General features: G+C 39.4%; 7 protein-coding genes and 1 pseudogene. 5 read left to right on the top strand and 3 right to left on the bottom strand.

Annotated elements, in window-relative coordinates; all coding sequences use genetic code 11:
- Positions 1-563: 563 nt before the first annotated feature.
- The 5 genes from ACE1ET_RS17195 (at position 564) to ACE1ET_RS17175 (ending at position 17595) form a co-directional block, all read left to right on the top strand.
- Positions 564-2237 (top strand): T9SS type A sorting domain-containing protein, encoded by a 1674-nt coding sequence (locus ACE1ET_RS17195; RefSeq protein WP_375729662.1) that lies wholly within the window; start codon positions 564-566, stop codon positions 2235-2237.
- A gap of 468 nt (positions 2238-2705) precedes the next feature.
- Positions 2706-13640 carry a T9SS type B sorting domain-containing protein gene (locus ACE1ET_RS17190; RefSeq protein ID WP_375729661.1) on the top strand — a complete coding sequence of 3645 codons (10935 nt, stop codon included), beginning with the start codon at positions 2706-2708 and terminating at the stop codon, positions 13638-13640.
- A gap of 3 nt (positions 13641-13643) precedes the next feature.
- Positions 13644-14537: a PorP/SprF family type IX secretion system membrane protein gene (locus tag ACE1ET_RS17185; RefSeq protein ID WP_375729660.1), complete on the top strand. Its 894-nt coding sequence runs from the start codon at positions 13644-13646 to the stop codon at positions 14535-14537.
- Positions 14534-16306 (top strand): hypothetical protein, encoded by a 1773-nt coding sequence (locus tag ACE1ET_RS17180; protein WP_375729659.1) that lies wholly within the window; start codon positions 14534-14536, stop codon positions 16304-16306. The genes ACE1ET_RS17185 and ACE1ET_RS17180 overlap by 4 nt, the downstream gene beginning before the upstream one ends.
- A gap of 158 nt (positions 16307-16464) precedes the next feature.
- Positions 16465-17595, top strand: coding sequence for an AAA family ATPase (locus ACE1ET_RS17175; protein WP_375729658.1), 1131 nt, complete (start codon positions 16465-16467; stop codon positions 17593-17595).
- Positions 17596-17660: 65 nt separating this feature from the next.
- Here the strand turns inward: ACE1ET_RS17175 and ACE1ET_RS17170 are convergent.
- From ACE1ET_RS17170 to ACE1ET_RS17160, 3 genes and pseudogenes are all read right to left on the bottom strand, one after another.
- Positions 17661-17789 (bottom strand): annotated as a pseudogene (locus ACE1ET_RS17170) (T9SS type A sorting domain-containing protein); the annotation flags it as partial.
- Positions 17790-17958: 169 nt separating this feature from the next.
- A complete protein-coding gene (locus tag ACE1ET_RS17165) occupies positions 17959-18639 on the bottom strand; it encodes a hypothetical protein (protein ID WP_375729657.1) in 681 nt (226 codons plus the stop codon).
- Between the two features lie 61 nt (positions 18640-18700).
- The gene (locus ACE1ET_RS17160) at positions 18701-19984 is read right to left on the bottom strand and encodes a hypothetical protein (protein WP_375729656.1); all 1284 of its coding nucleotides are present in this window, start codon (positions 19982-19984) and stop codon (positions 18701-18703) included.
- Between the last annotated feature and the right edge of the window lie 13 nt (positions 19985-19997).

Here is a 19997-nt window from a genome sequence, read left to right as displayed (position 1 = left end):
AAGAATGCTGGGCTAAAAGTACAAATAAATTCATAACATAGCTTAATTAATCTATCGCTCATTGGGAAGAAGAACAAATGTTATTAATGGATGCAAGTTGCAGGTTTCCGATTGTTCTTACAACAACAATACTGTAGGTCAACAGAAGAACAAAATTAAGACTTTTTAAGAATTAAAACAAAATAGTAACCTGAAAATATCGTTTTCAAGTTGATTGATTTTGATTTGACGGATAGATGTGTGTTTATGTGGTTGAAAATGAGGGAGAAAGATAGTATTCTAAACGTGTAAAAAATAGGTTAACTATTACGAGTACCTTCCGAATAAAATTTACATATAACTTAGTCAGGATTGATTTATTTCAAGTCTTGGCTGTGCTTTAATGTTATATTTATATTAAATCTAAACTATACTCTAATATATCCTTAAAATAAGGCTTTTAAGCAATATGTAATTTAGTGTCGCAAATATTCCATTTATCAAAATTTGATTTATTGTTAATAAATTGTAACTTTGACCACGAGTTAAGGTAAATTAATGTTAAATATTGGTTTTAAATGTAAATGATGGGACGATTATTGAAGAGAAGGATAACATGGAGTTTATTTATTCTTAATCTGGTTTTTGTTGGAAGTTTTGGAGATCTGATGGCGGCATCAGAAAATTCTGCAGGAGGTAATCATTTTGTCACGGTCTGGGATGGTGAAAATGGTTTTGGTCATATGAATATTTATATTGTGACTGCGACACTGGATAAATCACCGCTTCAGGCAGGAGATGAAATAGCTGTTTTCAGTGGCGATTTGTGTGTAGGTGCGACTACTCTGGCAGCAGCCTCGAATAACGATCTTATCAATCTGGTTGCATCACTTGATGATGGAACAGGGAATGGTTTTGTCAATGGCGATTCCATCATTTTCAAAGTGTGGGATATCAGTGACCAGGCCGAAAAGTTTGTGACCAGGGTTAACTATCGACAGGATGTATCAACCTGGATGACAGATGGACACTATGGATTTAATGAGTCATCGTTTGTTGACCTCGTTATTCAATCCGATTTTTATCAGAATATCGAACTCTCTTCAGGATGGAACCTGTTTTCTGGATACGTCTTAGATGAAAATCCTGATATGAAACATGTACTGGACAGCCTTATTAGCGAAGGTGATTTGATAAAGGTTCAGGATGAATCAGGTAAAACGCTTGAAGATCTCGGGGCTTTAGGAGGCTGGAAAAACAATATTGGTAATATGAAAAGTACCGAGGGATACAAGATAAAGGTATTGAATGACTGCAATCTGGCGTTAAGGGGTTTGCCGGTTACTGTTCCTGTGGATATCAATCTGAATGCAGGATGGAATATCATATCATTCCCGGTCAATTATCAGGTGGATGCTAAGAACGTATTTCAGTCGCTTATTGATAATGGAACGCTTGAGAAAGTTAAGGATGAGCGTGGCAATTCTCTCGAAGACTGGGGTATTTACGGTGGCTGGGTCAATAATATTGGCAATTGCAGGCCTGGAGAAGGTTATGAAGTATATGTCAACGCTGATGTAACCCTTACGATCTCAACTCAGTTTAACAAGTCTCAGGAAATTTACAGCTTAAGCGCTGATCCGACATATTTCATGACAGTCTACGAAGGTAATGGTTTGGATCATATGAACATCAATATTCTGGCACTGGATGCCTCAGAACTGCAGATAAATGACGAAATCGCAGTGTACGATGGCGAAAACTGTGTGGGTGCGGTAAAAATAACCGAGGATCATATCTCTAAAAATGCAGCTGTCATTAATGCAGCATCAGCATTTGCAGAAGATCCTGGTTTTGAAGAAGGTGACTATATAACTTACAAAATATATAAGGCAGGTGAGAAGGTGGTCAGAAGTGTTAATCCGATATATTTAAAAGGCTCTGATAAGTTTGTAAAACTTGAAAGTTCCTTTGTAAAACTTAATGTAGTCCTTAATGACAAGCCGGAAGATTCAGCCTTTGGAGTAAGTGCCTTCCCGAATCCAACAAGCGGTATCTTTACTGTAAATATAAAAGCTGCTCAAAACGAAAGCTGTATGGTGGATATATATGATGTTACCGGTAAAATTATCGAGCGCCGCAATCTTAATTATTCTGCGGAATCGTTTGATCTTACAGGAAGACCACAGGGCGTATATCTGGTGAAGACCACTGTTGGTGATTCGGTTACGGTCAATAAGATAAATCTTCAGTATTAAAGAATTTTACAGGTAGTTATTATAGAGATATAACGTAGTATTAAAGCAGGGCGAAGATTATACGCGCCCTGCTTTTTATGTATTTTTACATTGTATCAATGTTAAATGGCTTGTGTGGAATGAACAAACAAAAGGTTCTGAGTTGTTGTATAAAGTGGAACGTTTTAAGAAATGGTTATTAATTCCATTACTTTAACCTTGGAAAGTGCATGTGCTTGGGTGATGTAACCAAATCCCTAAAGTTTTCTTGCTGAAAATTTAAATTGGCTTTTCGGTTTAGGTGGATAAATATCCGTATCTTGTCAACAAGTTTTTAACAGGAATTGAGGTAGTCTTGGTAAATCGCTTATGAAAAGGTCTGTTGTCGTAATACTGTTTCTGTTTTGTTTGTTTTGGATAACTATTCAAAATTCTTTTGCTGTATCTATAAGTATAAAGAATAGCTTGATCAGCGGGACAACTGTTCAGATGAAATACAGTATAGATACTATTAACGAAGGATGGACTGTATGTGAGGATGGCTCTACCCCGTTTTTATTTCCAGATACAGGTAACTATGAACTTATAGTATGTGATACGATACTGGCAGATACGACCAGATTTTTTATTCCTGCAAAAGCTGAAGCTCCTTTATATAGTATTAATTATGGTCTCGAGCAGACCAACGAAGTTTTAGCTTCCACGGATGCCTATTCCTGGAATGTGGATTTAAGTGCTTCTATAGCAGGAAATGACATCAATCCAGTCAGTCTCGATGTGGTCGGTGTTGCTAAATCACTTTATCTGTTTACCATGCCAACCGATACAACGGTGATTTCAAAAGCAGATACTCTACTTGTAAAAGGCAGACCTTTGGCGCCTGTGCTTAATATTGATTATATCAATGAATCAACTGCTGACTTATATGGAGATACGCTAAGGTATGCACATGACAGTCTGTTTTCTGATATGCAGTCAGATAGCTATGGTTATATCACGTTGGTGCCTTCAGATACACTATGGTTTTTTTATAATTCTACATCTTATAATTTTAAATCTGATACCTCTTTCCTGATTATATCCTCGCGACCGGATACGCCTGACGTAGTTATAAATTATAATTCTGAAACGCTTACTAACGTGACAGGAAGTGTTGAATGGACTACGGGATCTGTATTTTCGCCATTGACAAACAATGAATCCATAACCGGTATCATTCCGGCTTCATCTTTAGGTAATGATACTGCATTAATTTATGTTTCTGCAGTGGCAAATTCACATTTCAGATCAGATACGCAGAAGTTGATAATTCCAAAACGTTATCCTGCGCCATCTATCACTGAAGATGATGTAAACGATGAGTTTTCATGGACATATGTGGGTTCGTTTACTGATCCGACAGAATATGAATATTCCACAAATGGAGGAACCGGCTACGGTCCTTGTAGTACAAATCCTGAAAGTTTAGGAGCAATAGATCTTGCAGCTGGCCAGTTATTGGTACGACTGAAATCAGGTGTAGATTATTTTGCCGGTGAAGCCGATGCGTCAACAATTGCATTCACAGCCGTTGGTGCTTTGCCCCTTTCTGGGGTAGATGTGCACATTGACAGTGCCAAATTAACGGGTACGACAACAGAAATGGAATACAGTCTGAATTCCACGGATGGGAAGGATGGAAATTGGACTATATGTGGTGATCCTGAAACAACCCTACTTATTGATTCAGCCGGAGGATTTAATGTGTACGTTCGTCAGGCTGCTGATACAACAAACAACCAACTTGTTAGGGCTATTCTAGTTGCGGCTCCGGCTCCGGATTATACAATTAACTATGTAAATGAAACAACAGCTGAAATAATTCCTGCAACAGCAGAATTTGCCTGGCATACGGATTGGAGCGATAAAACCGATGGTCCCGGGACAGTATTTGATTTATCTTCTGCCGTTGGGACTAAGGATACCGCTGTATACTTCAGAATAAAGGCCACACAATATACTGTTGCTTCGCTATCACAGAGCTTGCCGATTTCATCAAGACCAACTATAAGTTATACGGTAAATTATAACAGAGAAAAGACTAACGAAATTGTTCCGTCGGATGTGAAATATTCAGAAATGTCGGATATGTCAGCTTCAAATCCTGGGCTTGGGGACTCATTAAGTGTAACTCCGGGAACAGATTATTGGCTACAAAAAGATGCAGATGGTAGTAACTTCTCATCTCAGATTTTTCATTTGGTTGTAACGTCTCGTCCGGCAGCTCCGGTATATATCATAAATTATGCAGCAGAAACGACCGTTGAGGTTATCCCGGATACAGTTGAGTGGGATAGTCAAAGTAATATGGCTGGTGCACAGGTTGGCGGAAATATTGCTTTACCGCTTGATCCTTCAACATCGTATTATTTCAGGTATAAAAGCACCGCTTATCATTTTAAATCCGAAACATCTGCCGCATTAACTACGCCGGCCCGTGCAGTGATAAGTTATGGAACTGATTACGATCTGGAAGAAACCAAAGAAAATATTCCGACGGATGTGTGGTATGCAGATAATGCCGCAATGAGTTCGTCTGTGCAGGGAAATAATGTACCTATTAGCGTGACGCCGGGATCAGATGTATGGTTCCGGAAAGAAAGTGGTGGCGGATTGTTTGCCTCCGATACTTTTCGGTTAGTGGTCGATGTCCGTCCAACGGCACCCGCTTATACGTTAAATTATTCGGTCGAAACTACAAATGAAATTGTTCCGGATACAGTTGAATGGGATACGCAAAGCAGTATGGCTTCTGCACAGGTTGGCGGAAATATTGCTTTACCGCTTGATCCTTCAACATCGTATTATTTCAGGTATAAAAGCACCGCCTATCATTTTAAATCCGTAACATCGGTTGCCTTAACAACACCGGCTCGTGCATTGATAAGTTATGGTATTGATTATGATCTGGAAGAAACCAAAGAAAATATTCCGACGGATGTGTGGTATGCTAATAATGCCGCAATGAGTTCGTCTGTGCAGGGAAATAATGTACCTATTAGCGTGACGCCGGGATCAGATGTATGGTTCCTGAAAGAAAGTGGTGGCGGCTTGTTTGCCTCCGATACTTTTCATTTAGAAGTCGATGTCCGTCCAACGGCACCCGCTTATACGTTAAATTATGCCGCTGAAACTACAAATGAAATTGTTCCGGATACAGTTGAGTGGGATAGTCAAAGTAATATGTCGGGTGCACAGGTTGGCGGAAATATTGCTTTACCGCTTGATCCTTCAACATCTTATTATTTTAGGTATAAAAGCGGAGTAACACATTTTAAATCTGATACTTCGGCTGCCTTAACAACACCGGCTCGTGCAGTGATAGGTTATAGTATTGATTATGATCTGGAAGAAACCAAAGAAAATATTCCGACGGATGTGTGGTATGCAGATAATGCCGCAATGAGTTCGTCTGTTCAGGGAAATAATGTACCTATTAGTGTGACACCGGGAACAGATTTATGGTTCTGGAAAGAAAATGATGGAAGTCTGTTTGCGTCAGATACAGTTCCGTTTGCAGTACCTGACAGACCTGCAACACCATCTGTTAGTATTGATTATGAGACAGAAACAGTCAGCGGAGTTGCATCCAATACGCAATGGAATGCTTCAGGATCTATGACGGGGCTTGCAGATGGTGCTTCATTAACAGCTTATATTCCTGCAAATGGAGAGTTGGTAAAAACTATTAACGTTGAAATTGACACAACAGCAGGTTCGTTTCGCTCTGAGCAACAAACACTAACCCTTAATCCAAGGAGTGCAGCTCCTGTTATTACTTCGTACAACGATGTAAGCGAACCCAATACATTCACATTTACTCCGGTGAGCGGTTTTGCAAATCCATCCGATTATGAATACAAATACAACAGTTCTGCATGGATGCCGTGTACAACATTTTCACCAACAATACAGTCTGATGTAGCAATTCCCATTGGTGATTTAAAAGTACGTTTAAAAGCAAGCAGTTCAGCATTAAGGTTTGCCGGAATGGAGTTTGCATCAACCAAGGCTTATTCAAGTATTGTTGCTACCGATCTGAACAGTGTAGGTATTGATATTTCTGCAGGACTAATTACCAATACTACCACTGCCATGGAATACAGTTTTGATTCCACGGATGGAACGGATGGTAACTGGAGCCCTGCTGAGAACGGAAATACAGTTGTTAGCTTTGATGCTGCAGGAGGTTATCCTGTTTATATCAGACAAATTGCATTGCAGGAAAATTACAGGTTGGTTTATTCTGTGGTTGCACAGTTGCCTGCTCCAACGTATGAAGTGGATTATTACACCGAGAGGACAAAAACCGGAATAGCAGCCACCGATGAATATTCCTGGAATGCCGATTTTAGCAGTCTGGTTCAGGGAACCGGAGCAACGGTAGCATTAAATCCAGGTTCAGTTGCTGATACATTGTATATCAGGACTTCCGCCACCTCAACTGCCGTTGCGTCTTCAGTTCAAAGTTTACGAATAAAAACGCGTCCTGTGGTAACTGATTATACGCTGGATTATGTGAATGAAAAAACCAAACAAACCGTTCCGTCAACGGTTGAGTGGGACAATAATGCAGTATTTAGCAGTCCCGCAATTGGCGACGGTAGTAATGTGGGTTTAAGCCCGGGTACAACGTATTATTTCAGAATAAAGGCCACAGATAACAGTTTTAAATCGTTGGTGGATCAGGTTGCTGTTCCGTCAAGGCCAACCATTAATTTTTCCGTTGACTACATCAATGAAACAACAAATGAGCCTGTTCCTGCTGGTGTAATTTATGATGATAATATCAGCTTTGGTTCACCCCAAAACGGTACTGGTATTAAAGTGCCGGTTACACCAGGCACAAATATGTATTTAAAGCAGGTTGCTGTTGCTGATGTTTCGTTGGCATCTTCACCTTTCACTCTTACTGTTTCCGGTAGACCTTCCTCCGTGAGCTATAGCATAGATTATGTCAATGAAAAAACAACTACTACTGTTCCTTCAACGGTTGAGTGGTCCAATCAACCGGACTTTTCAACTTCAATACCAGGTTCCGGTACGTATGTTAATCTGGATCCTGAGAAAACATATTATTTCAGGAGAAAAGCTACAATTACTACATTTGCGTCTTTAGCAACTAATTTTACTGTCCCGGCCAGACCAGTATTTACGATTGGCATTAATTATCCTCTGGAACGTACAAATGCTGCGGTACCATCAACGGTTATTTATGCCTATAACAGTGGATTTAGTTCATCTCAACATGGAACCGGTTCGTCCATTGTAGTAACTCCGGGTGTAAATTTATGGTTTATGCAGGAGGCTCTGCCGTTCACGTCATATGCATCTGATCCCTATGAATTGGTTGTACCTGCCAGACCGATACCGACAGCTTACACTATTGATTATTTTAATGAAACTACAAATGAATTGATCCCATCAACGGTTCAGTGGTCTCTTTCTGCTGGAATGACAGATCCCAATACCGGAACCGGAAGCGTTATTTCAATTCTTCCTGCCACAAAATATTATTTCAGGGAAAAAGCGACACCAACAAAGTTTGAATCGGAGGTGTCGGCACCATTGGAAGTCCCGGCAAGAGAGGATATCAGTTTTACGGTTAATTATACTAATGAGCATACTTCGGAACTTGTGACAAATGCTTACTCATGGTCATACAACTCAGACATGTCCGGGGCAACATCAGGTTCAGGCACTTATCTTGCACTTTCGCCTGGAGTGGATGTTTATTTCAGGAAAAAAGCACAGGATGGTGTAGCCTATAAATCGAATATATTTCAATTAAACGTACCGGACAGACCGGCTTCTGTTTCGTATGAAACGAATTATGTTACAGAAAAAACCAAGTCAATTGTGCCTACTACTGTGGAATGGTCTAATCAGTCTAATATGACCAGTCCCCAGAGTGGAACCGGACAGGAGTTGCCCTTAACGCCAGACACAAATTATTTCTTCCGGGTAAAATCCACAAATGCAAATTTTGTATCTGAGACTTCTCCGGAATTATATGTGCCTTTGCGGCCTTCATTAAATGTAACGATAGATTATGTGCAGGAACAGACAAATCAGATCGTATACAGTAATACTATCTGGTCAAAATCATCCGATTTAAGCAATCCTACAACCGGAACAGGTACGGTAGTTCCCATTACACCTGGTCAGGATATGTGGTTTATTAAACCTCCTGTTCCTGACGTGTCCTTAAAATCAAATACGGTATATCTTGATGTGAGTGGAAGACCAGTTTCCCCGACATTCTCTATCGATTATACAAATGAAACTACTACTGCTCCTGTTCCGACAACGGTAGAGTGGTCAACCCAACCCGATATGACCGGATCAACCACTGGAACAGATGCAAAGATCACTCTCGATCCGTCAACCAGTTACTATTTCAGAACAAAGGCAACCAGCACTACATTTGCTTCAGCAGTATCTCCTGCATTAGCTGTGCCTTCCCGTCCGGATCTGAATTTTACAATTGATTATTTTAATGAACGTACGAACGAAGTTGTGGAAACAGATGTATATTGGGCAGATAATGAAAATATGATAGGTGCTACCCAGGGAAACGGTGCTGTTCTTCCACTTACTCCGGGACAGGATATCTGGTTCAGGAAAAAAGCATCCGTGGACAGATACTCGTCTCAGATCTTTCATCTTATTGTCCCACCACGGCCCGATGTGCCTTCGGTTCAGGTCAATTACATAGATGAAACCATTTATAATGTACCTGGCTATTGTCAGTGGGATGTGACAGGACCGTTTACAGATGTGTTCACCAATGCGTCATTGACAGCTTATATTCCTGGTTATGGAAATCCGGTTAAAAATATTGTGTTCAAGGTTAAAGCTACCGCTTCGTCCTTTGTATCAGGTGCACAGGTCTTAACTATTCCGGCACGGAAACAGGCACCAACAATTGTGTTTTATAATGATGCCACCGATCCGAATTCATTTACTTACAGCTTTATATTTGGATATATACAGTACTCAGATTACGAGTACAATATTAATAATACAAGCTGGGAGCCAACAACTAATATCACGCAGGAAGTTCCTTCTGATCTGCAGATTCTTGCAGGTGATTTGTTGTTGAGATTGGCAGCCGATAATGATGAACCAAGATTTGCAGGTGAATCTTATGCATCGACAGTTACGTTTACCGGGACACCTCCTTTGGATTTGAGCACTGTTGATCTGGATCTTATTGCTTCACAAATTACGGGCACCACAAATCAAATGGAGTATAGTCTTAACTCAACCAATGGAACAAATGGTACATGGACAACCTGTTCAAATGGCAATACAAGTATAAGCTATGATATTTTGGGAGGGTTTAAAGTATACGTCCGACAGACAGATCTCACAGGAAATAAACGGTTGATATATAATGTGGCCGTGCAGGCAGATGCACCTTCTTACAGTATAGATTATATCAACGAAACATTGAATGATCCATTGGATTCCGGGGACGAGATGACCTGGAACAGTAATTTGACAGGTTTTGTAAAAGGAGATGGTGTTACAGAACCTGCACTGAATATCACAACGAGCGGAACAACGGCATATATCAGGACGGCATTGTCTCAGTATGTCGTAGCATCAAAAGTTCAGTCATTGACTATTCCGGCCAGAGAAGTTCTGTCTTATACTATTAATTTTATCAATGAAACAACCAATCAAACCATTGATTCGGATGTTGAATGGGCTTTGAATTCAGGGTTTACCAATTACAATGTTGGTGCCGGAACGGTTATCCCGGTTACGCCATCCCAGAATATGTGGTTCAAACGCAGGGCACATATTGATCAGTTTGAATCGGCAGTTTATGAGCTGGTTGTGCCTGCAAGAAGAACTCCGATACCTTCATTCACAATAGATTTTGCCAATAAAACAACAGCAGAAAATATAGCAGATACTGTTGTATACAGTACCATGTCTGACATGAGCAGTGCTGTTCAGGGTACAGGCGCAAAAGTGGCTGTTACTCCGGGAACTTCGTTGTTCTTCAGGACCAAAGCATCAGTCAATAAATTTGCCTCTGCTATATTTGAACTGGCAGCTCCATATCCTCCCGCTGCACCTGATCCGGGCATAGATTATGTAAATGAGGCATTGATAAATATTGAGGAAGCCTGTGAGTGGTATATGAACAGTTCTTATGAGCCGATAAGTGAAGGTGAAAATATATCAGCATTTGTGCCTTCGTCCGTTGAACCGGCAAATGAGTTGCAGGTCAGGTATAAAGCTACGGATAATTCATTTGCGTCCCCTGACAAAACTGTGACTTTGAATCCAAGAATTCAGGCACCTGCTATTCTGACAATAGATGATGAAGGTGATTCCTTAACCTGGAGTACAATATCCGGCTATGCCGCCCCAGGTTTATATCAATATTCTGTGAATAATGGTAGTACATGGAATCAATGCGATTCATCTACAATTTTTGTGGGTGATATAATTATTCCTGTTGGAAGTTTCAAACTCAGACTGAAAGGAAATAATACTGCAGGTAGTGAACATTTTGCCAGCGATGCGGCGACTAATGATGTTGCATTTACTGCCATTGCATTAATTGGCTTGGATTCGGTTTATGTCAATATTGTAAAAGGATTATTAACCGGAACAAGTACTGAAATGGAATACAGTCTCACCTCTACAGATGGTGAAAACGGGGACTGGATCACTGCATTGGACGATACCACTTTTGTTGATTATCCAATTGATGGCGGTTATAAAGTGTTTATACGGCAGAAGAATAAGACGCTGAATTTCAGTGAGGTTTTTGATGTTGAAACACCAAGGCCGGCTCCTGATTTTTCCATTGATTTCTATACGGAATATCTGGATCAAGCCGTTGCTGATACCATTCAGATATCCGCTAAATCAGATATGGAAGACGTAATAGCAGGTCAGAATAATGCTTACAGAATTATTCCGGGCAAAAAGGATTCATTCATTTATCTGCGTGTAGTGGCCGATTCATTGCGGGTTCCTTCAGAGATACAGCAACTATATATTCCGGCCAGACCTGATGCGCCACAGTTCACCATAAACTTCCCGGATGAAGCAACCAATGAAATTCTTAACGATTCAATAGAATGGGCTGATAACAGTGATATGACGAATGCAAAGGCGGGCGAAGGTACAAGACTGGCTCTCAATCCACAGGATAAGATTGATTCGTTGTATTTCAGATTAGTACCGACAGATACGTCATTTGCATCGGATAAACTTTTGTTGATTCTTCCGGCAAGGCCGGTTACTCCGGATGTTGGAATCAATTATGTCAAAGAAATAATTTACGATGTTCCAACTGGCTGCCAGTGGGATATAAGCGGAAACTTTGAACCCGTGGCAGATAGCCTGAGTTTGGTTGATTATATTCCGGCTTCGAATGAGAATGAAGTTGTTGCTGTTTTTAAAATTCTATCTACCAGTTCAACATTTGCATCACTTCCAAATTCCGTTACGATAAAGCCAAGGTCACAAGCTCCTTCGTTCACTGCATATAATGATGTGTTTGATACATTTACTTTTGATCCACTGACCGGAATTGGAGAAGCCGGATCATATGAGTATTCGTTGGATAATGGTGTAACCTGGTCTGTAGCTGAAGATTTTACGGTAGAAGTCGGGAATATTAACCTTGATGCCGGGGTTATTAAATTGCGTGTAAAAGCCGATGATGATAATGAGCGGTTTAATGGTGAAGCCGCCAGTTCAACCCAGGCATATACGTATACCGACATTTTGTCCTTCGAAGTTGTCAACGTTGATTTGCTCACTAACACTTTATCCGGAACATCACAGTTGATGCAATATAGTATTTTGCCGAAAGGAAGTAATGATACGATTTGGGTGAACTGTAACGATGCAACCACTGAATTTGAGTATTCTTCCGATGGAGATTTCGGAATCCTGATGCGGCAGATCGGTAAAGAATTTAATCAGGATATGATCCTGTATGTTGATCCACCGGCCTCCGGACCCAAATATCGGATTGATTTTTATAATGAACAGCTTGCTGAACCGGTGAGTAGCAGTGATGAATATGCTACCCAATCTGATATGGGAGATGCCGTTGCCGGAGATGATGTTACAGTTCTGGCGCTTGAACCGGATCACACCGATTCAGTACTGTATTTCAGAACGATGGCTACGCAAACCACTTTAGCGTCTCATATATCTGAACTGATTATTCCCGCCCGTCCGGATCTGAATATGGGAATTGATTTTGAAAATGAAGTTACATCACGAATGATTCCGGATGTAATGATCTGGTGGACCAAACCGGATCAGTCCGATTCCCTGAAGGGTGAAAATGTTGTTATCCCGGTTGAACCGGAAGATAAAATATGGTTCCTGCAATATGCAACCGATACGTCGTTTAAATCGTATGTAGATACGTTAATAGCTCCTGCACGTCCGGAAGCTCCTGTATTTACCATTGATTTTTATAACGAGACTACAATGGAAATTGCATCAGATGCCGTAATCTGGTCTTTGGATGCCGGATTTACTGTGAAAAACAAGGCTGGTAATGATGTTATTCCTTTGTCTCCCGGTAAGGATACATGGTTTGCTTACGAAGCTACAGATACCAGTTACAGCAGTCCGAGTTATATGCTGGAGGTACCTATTCGTCCGGATAAGCCGGATAGGCCGGTTATTGATTATGAGAATGAATTACTGACAGGTTTGACAACTGAGATGCAGGTCGTTGTAGGAGAAGATGTATATCAGCTTGACCAAGACTGGTTCAACCTGACAGATATCATTCAGGATAATTCAATTGTAACGATTGAGGCCCGGATTGAATCAGACGGCGAGACGCATTTTGCTTCGGAATCCCAGTTTGTGGTCATTCCTTCAAGGCCGGAACTTCCATTTGTTAAATTACAACATGTTGTTAGTGATAAAGGTGCAATTTATGTCAACAGCAGGAAAGCTACGGCTTCGGATAACCTGGAATATAAGATTGATATTGGCGACTGGACACCGATAGATGACAATACGATCATAGAAATTGGTGGTGACCGCGAGATACTTGTCCGGCTTGCTGCTACCAGTAGTAGTTTCAGATCCGTACCGTCCGGGAACCTGAATTTTAAACTGGATGCCCAGTTGATTGACCTGATAGTTGTAGATGGTATGCACGACAGTCGGTTAATTATTGGTGGTTTGCAGTATTTCCCCGATAATAAGATCAGAATATTTACCCGCTGGGGTGACATGATATATGAGGTTGATAATTATCAGAATGAATTCGATTTTGCAAATTATCCGGCCGGCACTTACTATTATACGGTTAGTTATACTGACGAGGGTGTGAGGAAAGAGTACAGGAATTATGTGGAGGTTATTAAAAAGTAGCGCATGAGAAAGATACTGATCACCCTGATATTTTTTTGTGCCTTTACCCTTGCGAAAGGGCAATATGAGTTGCAGTTTAACCAGCTGATAAAGTCAATAGAATTTATTAATCCTGGATACAACGCCATTCAGAAAAATATCAGCAGTACCATCATTTATACCAACCAATGGAACGGATTTCCAGGATCTCCTTCAACAGCAGTTGTAAATTTTCATGTGCCGTTAAAAGCAAAACATCTGGGATTTGGGGCATTATTAACCAATGAATCACTTGGACATCGTGACTTAAGAACCGGTGGACTTACGGTAGATGCCGATATCAGAATTGGGGCATCATCGTATATTACGTTGGGAATAATGGGAGGATATCAGTTGATAGATTACAATATTGAAGATGCAACAACGGCTTACGTCGATCATATCAGCGATATCTACAATTATAATTCCACCATTGTGGGAACCGGTGTGAACCTGTTTGTGCAGCGTCTGCATTTTGGCGCAAGCGGGTACTATCAGATAGCTCCTAATGAAACGGGTTCTGAACTTACCAACCAACTGACACTTTATTCCAATCTATCATATTGGTTCACTCTTGATGATGCATGGCGTTTGAAACTGGCAGGGCTTTATAAAACACGTGGAGATTATTCGTCAATATATGAGGGTGGAACTTTTTTCCTTTACAAGGATATTGCATGGCTTGGTTTGTCGTACCGATGGAAGAGTGCAGCCATTGCTATGGTTGATGTAAAATTGTCGGATTTTATAAGGATAGGATACAGTTATGCGATGGGTGTGGGTGAATTGGCAAATTTTGCCGGTTCAAGCCACGAAATACAACTGCATTTTACTATCCCGGAGAGAAACAGGAATAATAACCTCGCAGAACAGAAATGAAAAGACATCTGATATACATATTGCTATTGTTCGGTTTCATCAATGCTTCCGCATCAGACACCATCCTTGTGAAAGATGTGTTTGGATTGCGTCCGGTAAAAGGTGTGAAAGTGAGCGATTGTCCGTGGCTGCATACAGATATCTTTTTAGGAATGACCCTGGATGGGGATTCACTTTTTTATTCTGCAAAGTATCTTCCGGAACTTGACGAGTCGGATATGGAAGCAGGTGAAAATGATATGCTTCGTGAAAAATTTAAAGAGAGTCGCCTGATAATGGTAACCGGCTTTTTAAATGAAAAGAGCCATAAAACGATTTTGCTGGACGGTGATGTAAATTCCGCAACGCAAAATGGTGGACTTGTTTTAAGGCGAAATTCAAAATCGGGCCTGATGCCTGAATTAAGTTATTCGCTTAAAAAGAGTCAGCTGTATTATGTGGATCTTAGAGGAAACTCTCTGCGCATTATTCGTCCCTGGGAAGGAAATTCGTTTGGTGCATATGTAAACTCACCGGCTTATATTCAGGCATATAGCAGAATGATTTTTGAAGGTGTTGGAAACGGGTTTGATCTGTTTTTGTGGGATGCCAAAACCGGTCATGCTAATCCATTTAAATATAACAGTCCGGCAGATGACAGGTATCCGTATGTATACAACGATTCAATTTTGTTTTTCTCATCAGACCGGATTGAGCAGGGGAATTTTGACTTGTTTTATTATAATTTCAAGACAGATGAGGCCCCGAAATTATTTTTCCCTGAACAGCTACAAACCAGGGATAATGAACTGGCTATCGTATTCCGAAATGATTCGGTTTCGTTAATGGCTGTTGAAAATAAAGAGGGTATAACCTATAAAAATGTCCATTTTAATCTCGGCGAAGAGCCGGTGCTTGTAAGCGAAATTCCGGATTCACTCCTGGAACCTCCCTCCAGTGATCTAATAAAAATTTACAGGGAATTGGGGAGAAGGGCTAAGGAAATGTTCTTTGTGAATTATGGCGAACGTCTGATTGTTGAAAAACCGGAAGATATTTTTAATGATTCGCTTAAACTGAATAAACTTATTGTTAGAACCATTAATAAGGTAATGAGCAGGGAAAATATTGTGGATCTTTCTTTTCTTATACCGGTTGAGTTGGATGATCCTGAATTCAAATCCGATCAGTACAATCCGGACGAAGTAATGGCCATTGGTGTTAAAAAGATTGCCCAGCTGATGAAAGATATTGAAGGTTCCAGTTCCATGGTTATTGGATTTGCCTCTGCACCCGGAGGGTCAGACCTGAATATGATGCGTTCCTATTTTCAGGCAAATACATTTAAGATGCAACTTACCGAATACAATGGCATCCCGGAAGAGAACGTACATGTTATCGCTGCCGGTGATTATATCCAGTCGGTAAAATCTGATCTGGGTGTGAAAGGAAAAAATAATGTAGGTGTGGTTTATTTGTATAAAAACCGCAAGGTTCCTGAATTTCTGGCAGCGTATAAGCTACAGCCTACTGAAGATCGCGACATTGTAGCACAGAGGTTTAGTATATCCACTTCAACAATGACGTATGCCGAGTTAATGATTAAACCCTTTCTTGAGGTTCCGGATGATATTATCTTCCTGCCGGTTAAAGACATCACGATGGTGTGGAAAGGGAATGATCTGAAAGAAACCGCTAAAGATTACAATGTGTCGCTCGATAAATTGTTGAAAGTTAATGGGCTGACAGATCAGATAAACGATAAACAAAGGATACTGTATATACCGTAAGATGTAAATTCTCATATCAGAAACAAGAAGGAATTGCCGGATATCCTGTCTTAGAATTAGATCCCATTAATCAACTTACTTTTAAGAAACTTACTTTTTGGTAACTTACTGTTTGGTAAGATGCTATCATTTTTCTATATTTGTTAAAAATTACACAAATGAGGGTCCCTTTTACATTTGGAAAATTAGTCGATGAAGACGATTATACTAACAGGGTAGTTGAATCTAAAAGATTGATTTCTAATTTTAAATCTTCAATTAACACAATTCTGATTTCTCCAAGAAGATGGGGAAAGTCATCCTTGGTATATAAAGCTGCCGGACAGGTACAGAAGCAGTCAGACGATATCGTTGTTTGCATGATAGATTTGTTTAATATCCGTACTGAAGAGGAGTTCTATAAGCTGCTGGCAACAAAAGTTTTACAGGTGTCAGCCACAAAGCTTGATACAATTCTGGAAAATGCAGGACATTTTCTGGGAAGATTTATTCCAAATTTAAGTTTTAGCCCGGACCCGGGTGCAGATTTGAAATTGTCATTAAACTGGGATGAAGTAAAGAAAGAACCGGATGATATTTTGGACCTGGCTGAAAATGTTGCGAAAAAAATTAAGAAATCAATAGTTATCTGTGTGGATGAGTTTCAAAATATAGCGGCATTCGATGATCCCCTTAGTTTCCAGAAAAAGCTCAGGGCTCACTGGCAATTGCATCACAACGTATCATATTGTTTATATGGTAGCAAACGACACATGTTGATGGAAGTGTTTAGTTCTCCTTCTATGCCCTTTTATAAATTTGGAGATTTAATATTTATGGAGAAGATCAAAGAAAAAGAATGGGTGGAATTTATCACTAAAAGGTTTAAAGATACAGGGAAAAGCATAAATACCGAAAATGCAGCTGAAATAGCCCGATATTGTGAGAATCATTCTTATTATGTCCAACAGTTAGCACAGCAGGCCTGGTTAAGAACTGCTAAACATTGTGGATCTGAAATTATAAAGGATGCATTTGAAGATTTGATTCTCCAACTTAGCATGCTTTTTCAGCAGCTAACAGATGAATTAAGTGTAAAACAGGTTAATTTTTTAAACGCTTTGGTTAATAATGAAGATCAGGTCTCTTCGCAAAAAGTATTAAAGAAATATAATCTGGGCACATCAGCTAATGTAGTCAAAATAAAGAAAATTCTAAACGACAAAGAAATAATTGATATTGTTGGAAGAAAAATTGAATTTTTGGATCCATTATACAGAAACTGGCTTAAAAAATATTATTTTAACTGATTGAAAATGCAAGAGAAAAGCACTGACCATAGCCAGTGCCTTTCCATTCCAACTAATCATAATCATCAAAGCTTGATTAATTTCTCTGTAACAACCATATCTTCTGAACGAATTCGTATCAGATATAAACCCGCTTTCAGATCCGATACATCAATCTCTTTTTCCGGTTCATGTATTACGGTTTCCAAAACGGTTCGACCATCTAACCGTCAGATTAAATCGATACTAATTCATTTAAAGACATTTTTTCCCATTTGTTACTTCCGGTTCGTTAATGAAAACCAAACTCCAGAAAATGTAAGGAATTAAAAAAGGAGTATTTTTTCGATACAATGACCTCTGACATTTATTTCTTATTCAAACCTAAAATTCAATTCCGAAAGTCAGTTCAAGCATGCCAAAAGGGTTAATACTCTTACTACTCCTGCTGGAATAATCTGAACTTCCCCAGCTTCCGGGAGAAGTATCTGTATAGTCCCATTCATTTTTATTACTTGCTGCACCGAAAAATGCACCTGTATTTATAAAAAATCCCTGTTCAAATCTGAACCGGTAACCGATGTTAAAGAGAAAAACAATTGATTTTGTTGTTTCTGACCATTCCCAACTTTCATTCCGCGCATAAAGACAATCAAGTTTATTGTAATCCAGCATTATGCCGGCATACGGTTTACTTCTGTTTTCCCCTATAAAGTAAATCAAACCTGCACCATAACCAAAACCACTCAATTCATCTAATCCATCGTCATGGGCTTTTATTACATAGGTAAGTACACCCAGAGAAGATAATCTAATATGTGTATTAAAAACCAGATTATCTGTTATTCCAAATTCAGCGTTAATCAGTGGCCCAAATTGAATGAATCCCAGTGGATTAAAAGAAATGGAAAAATTAGAAATAGGGTATCCGTCATTTACACTTTGTAGCAAGGTTGATTGATAAACAGACAATGCGCCTGTAGACTGATCTGAAAATGCAGTTGACTGACTACTGACATGGAATGAAAATGTCAGCAAAATAATGATACTTAGAAAATTTTTCATGCTGATAAATTTTGATTCTGGTTAATGATTCAACATTTTCATGTTAATCAGTAAATTTTAGTTATAATTCACTAATGGTATATTTAATTCTAACATTATACAATCGGTGATTATTATTATTTTGAGCACTTTCAAAAATTACAGTATATCTGTAATTTTGGTTATTAATAGTTTCATTTAACGGGATAGCCATTTGTCTTGCAATCGGAGCATTTGGTGAATCAGTTTCCGTTGAGGTAACAGATCCTAAATCAATACGGGAAATTCCACTTGAGCTGGTTTTTCTGAAATAGACAGTCATATTATTGGTACTACAATCTACATAATATACCCTGACCTCACTCACTTTTGATCCATTGGGTAGATGAACGGTAGCAAATGCTCTCCATGATCCTGTAATTCCTGAAAAAGAGCCATATTCCTGATCACCATGTAATGACCAGCTCCCAATATCGTTGTTTCTTGCGATAAATTCTGAACATCCAACATGATAATATCCGGTTTTAGGAGCAGAGTATTTATAATCTCCGGAGATATTTATATTCCCCTTCACATCAAGTTTATCAGTTGGTTCATTAATACCTATTCCCAAATTACCGCCAATAATCACATCCGGGTCAGTAATATCTGCTCCGCCTGGAGAATCTTTAAAGTAAAATCTGTTTTTTTTGTATCCTATGTAATCTTCGCTTTGTCCTCCGTGTCCAAATCCGATATAAGCTGCTGAGTCAGCAACATAGGTTGAATCAAAACCAAAAGTATATGGTATTCCTATACCATTAAAATATGTTTCATCATAAAAATGTTTATTCCCGTTTATATGCTGATTACCTGTTAAAAGTACAGCCCGGGATTCTATTTGAGCACCAATATCCGGTTTTTCGGTCAAATCATTGTAGGATTTATCCCAGGCATTAAAAACAGGATCAACCTCATTAAATGTTTCGGCTGTTTTTGCGTATAGAGCATATGGGACACTTAATATCTGGTTTATCCCCTCAATGGTGTAATTTGCCCCGCCATTTAAATCTGTTTCGGATTTAATAAAATAAGGACCTGTTGACCAGTTAATATCAGTGAACGAACCACTTATTACAGTACCGGTTCCTATTTCAAGGCTAACCAAACCATTTTCATTTGTAGTTGGAAAATGTCTTTCAATATATACGGTAGTTCCAGATATTGAACCCTGAATAATGCTAATTTGAATTCCAATGGATGAATTACTTAAAAGTTGGCTTGCTGAATTTCTAACAACTGCCTGGTAGCTCATTTTTTCAGGACTTTGTGCCCAAAGTAATGTGGTTAACAACAATCCTGTTATAACTGTATAAAACTTTCTCATTGTTTAGTCCTCC

The organism is Quyinboa mangrovi (assembly GCF_042219825.1).
Lineage (GTDB): Bacteria > Bacteroidota > Bacteroidia > Bacteroidales > UBA5342 > JBHJHP01.
This window is presented reverse-complemented; position numbering and strand designations above follow the sequence as displayed.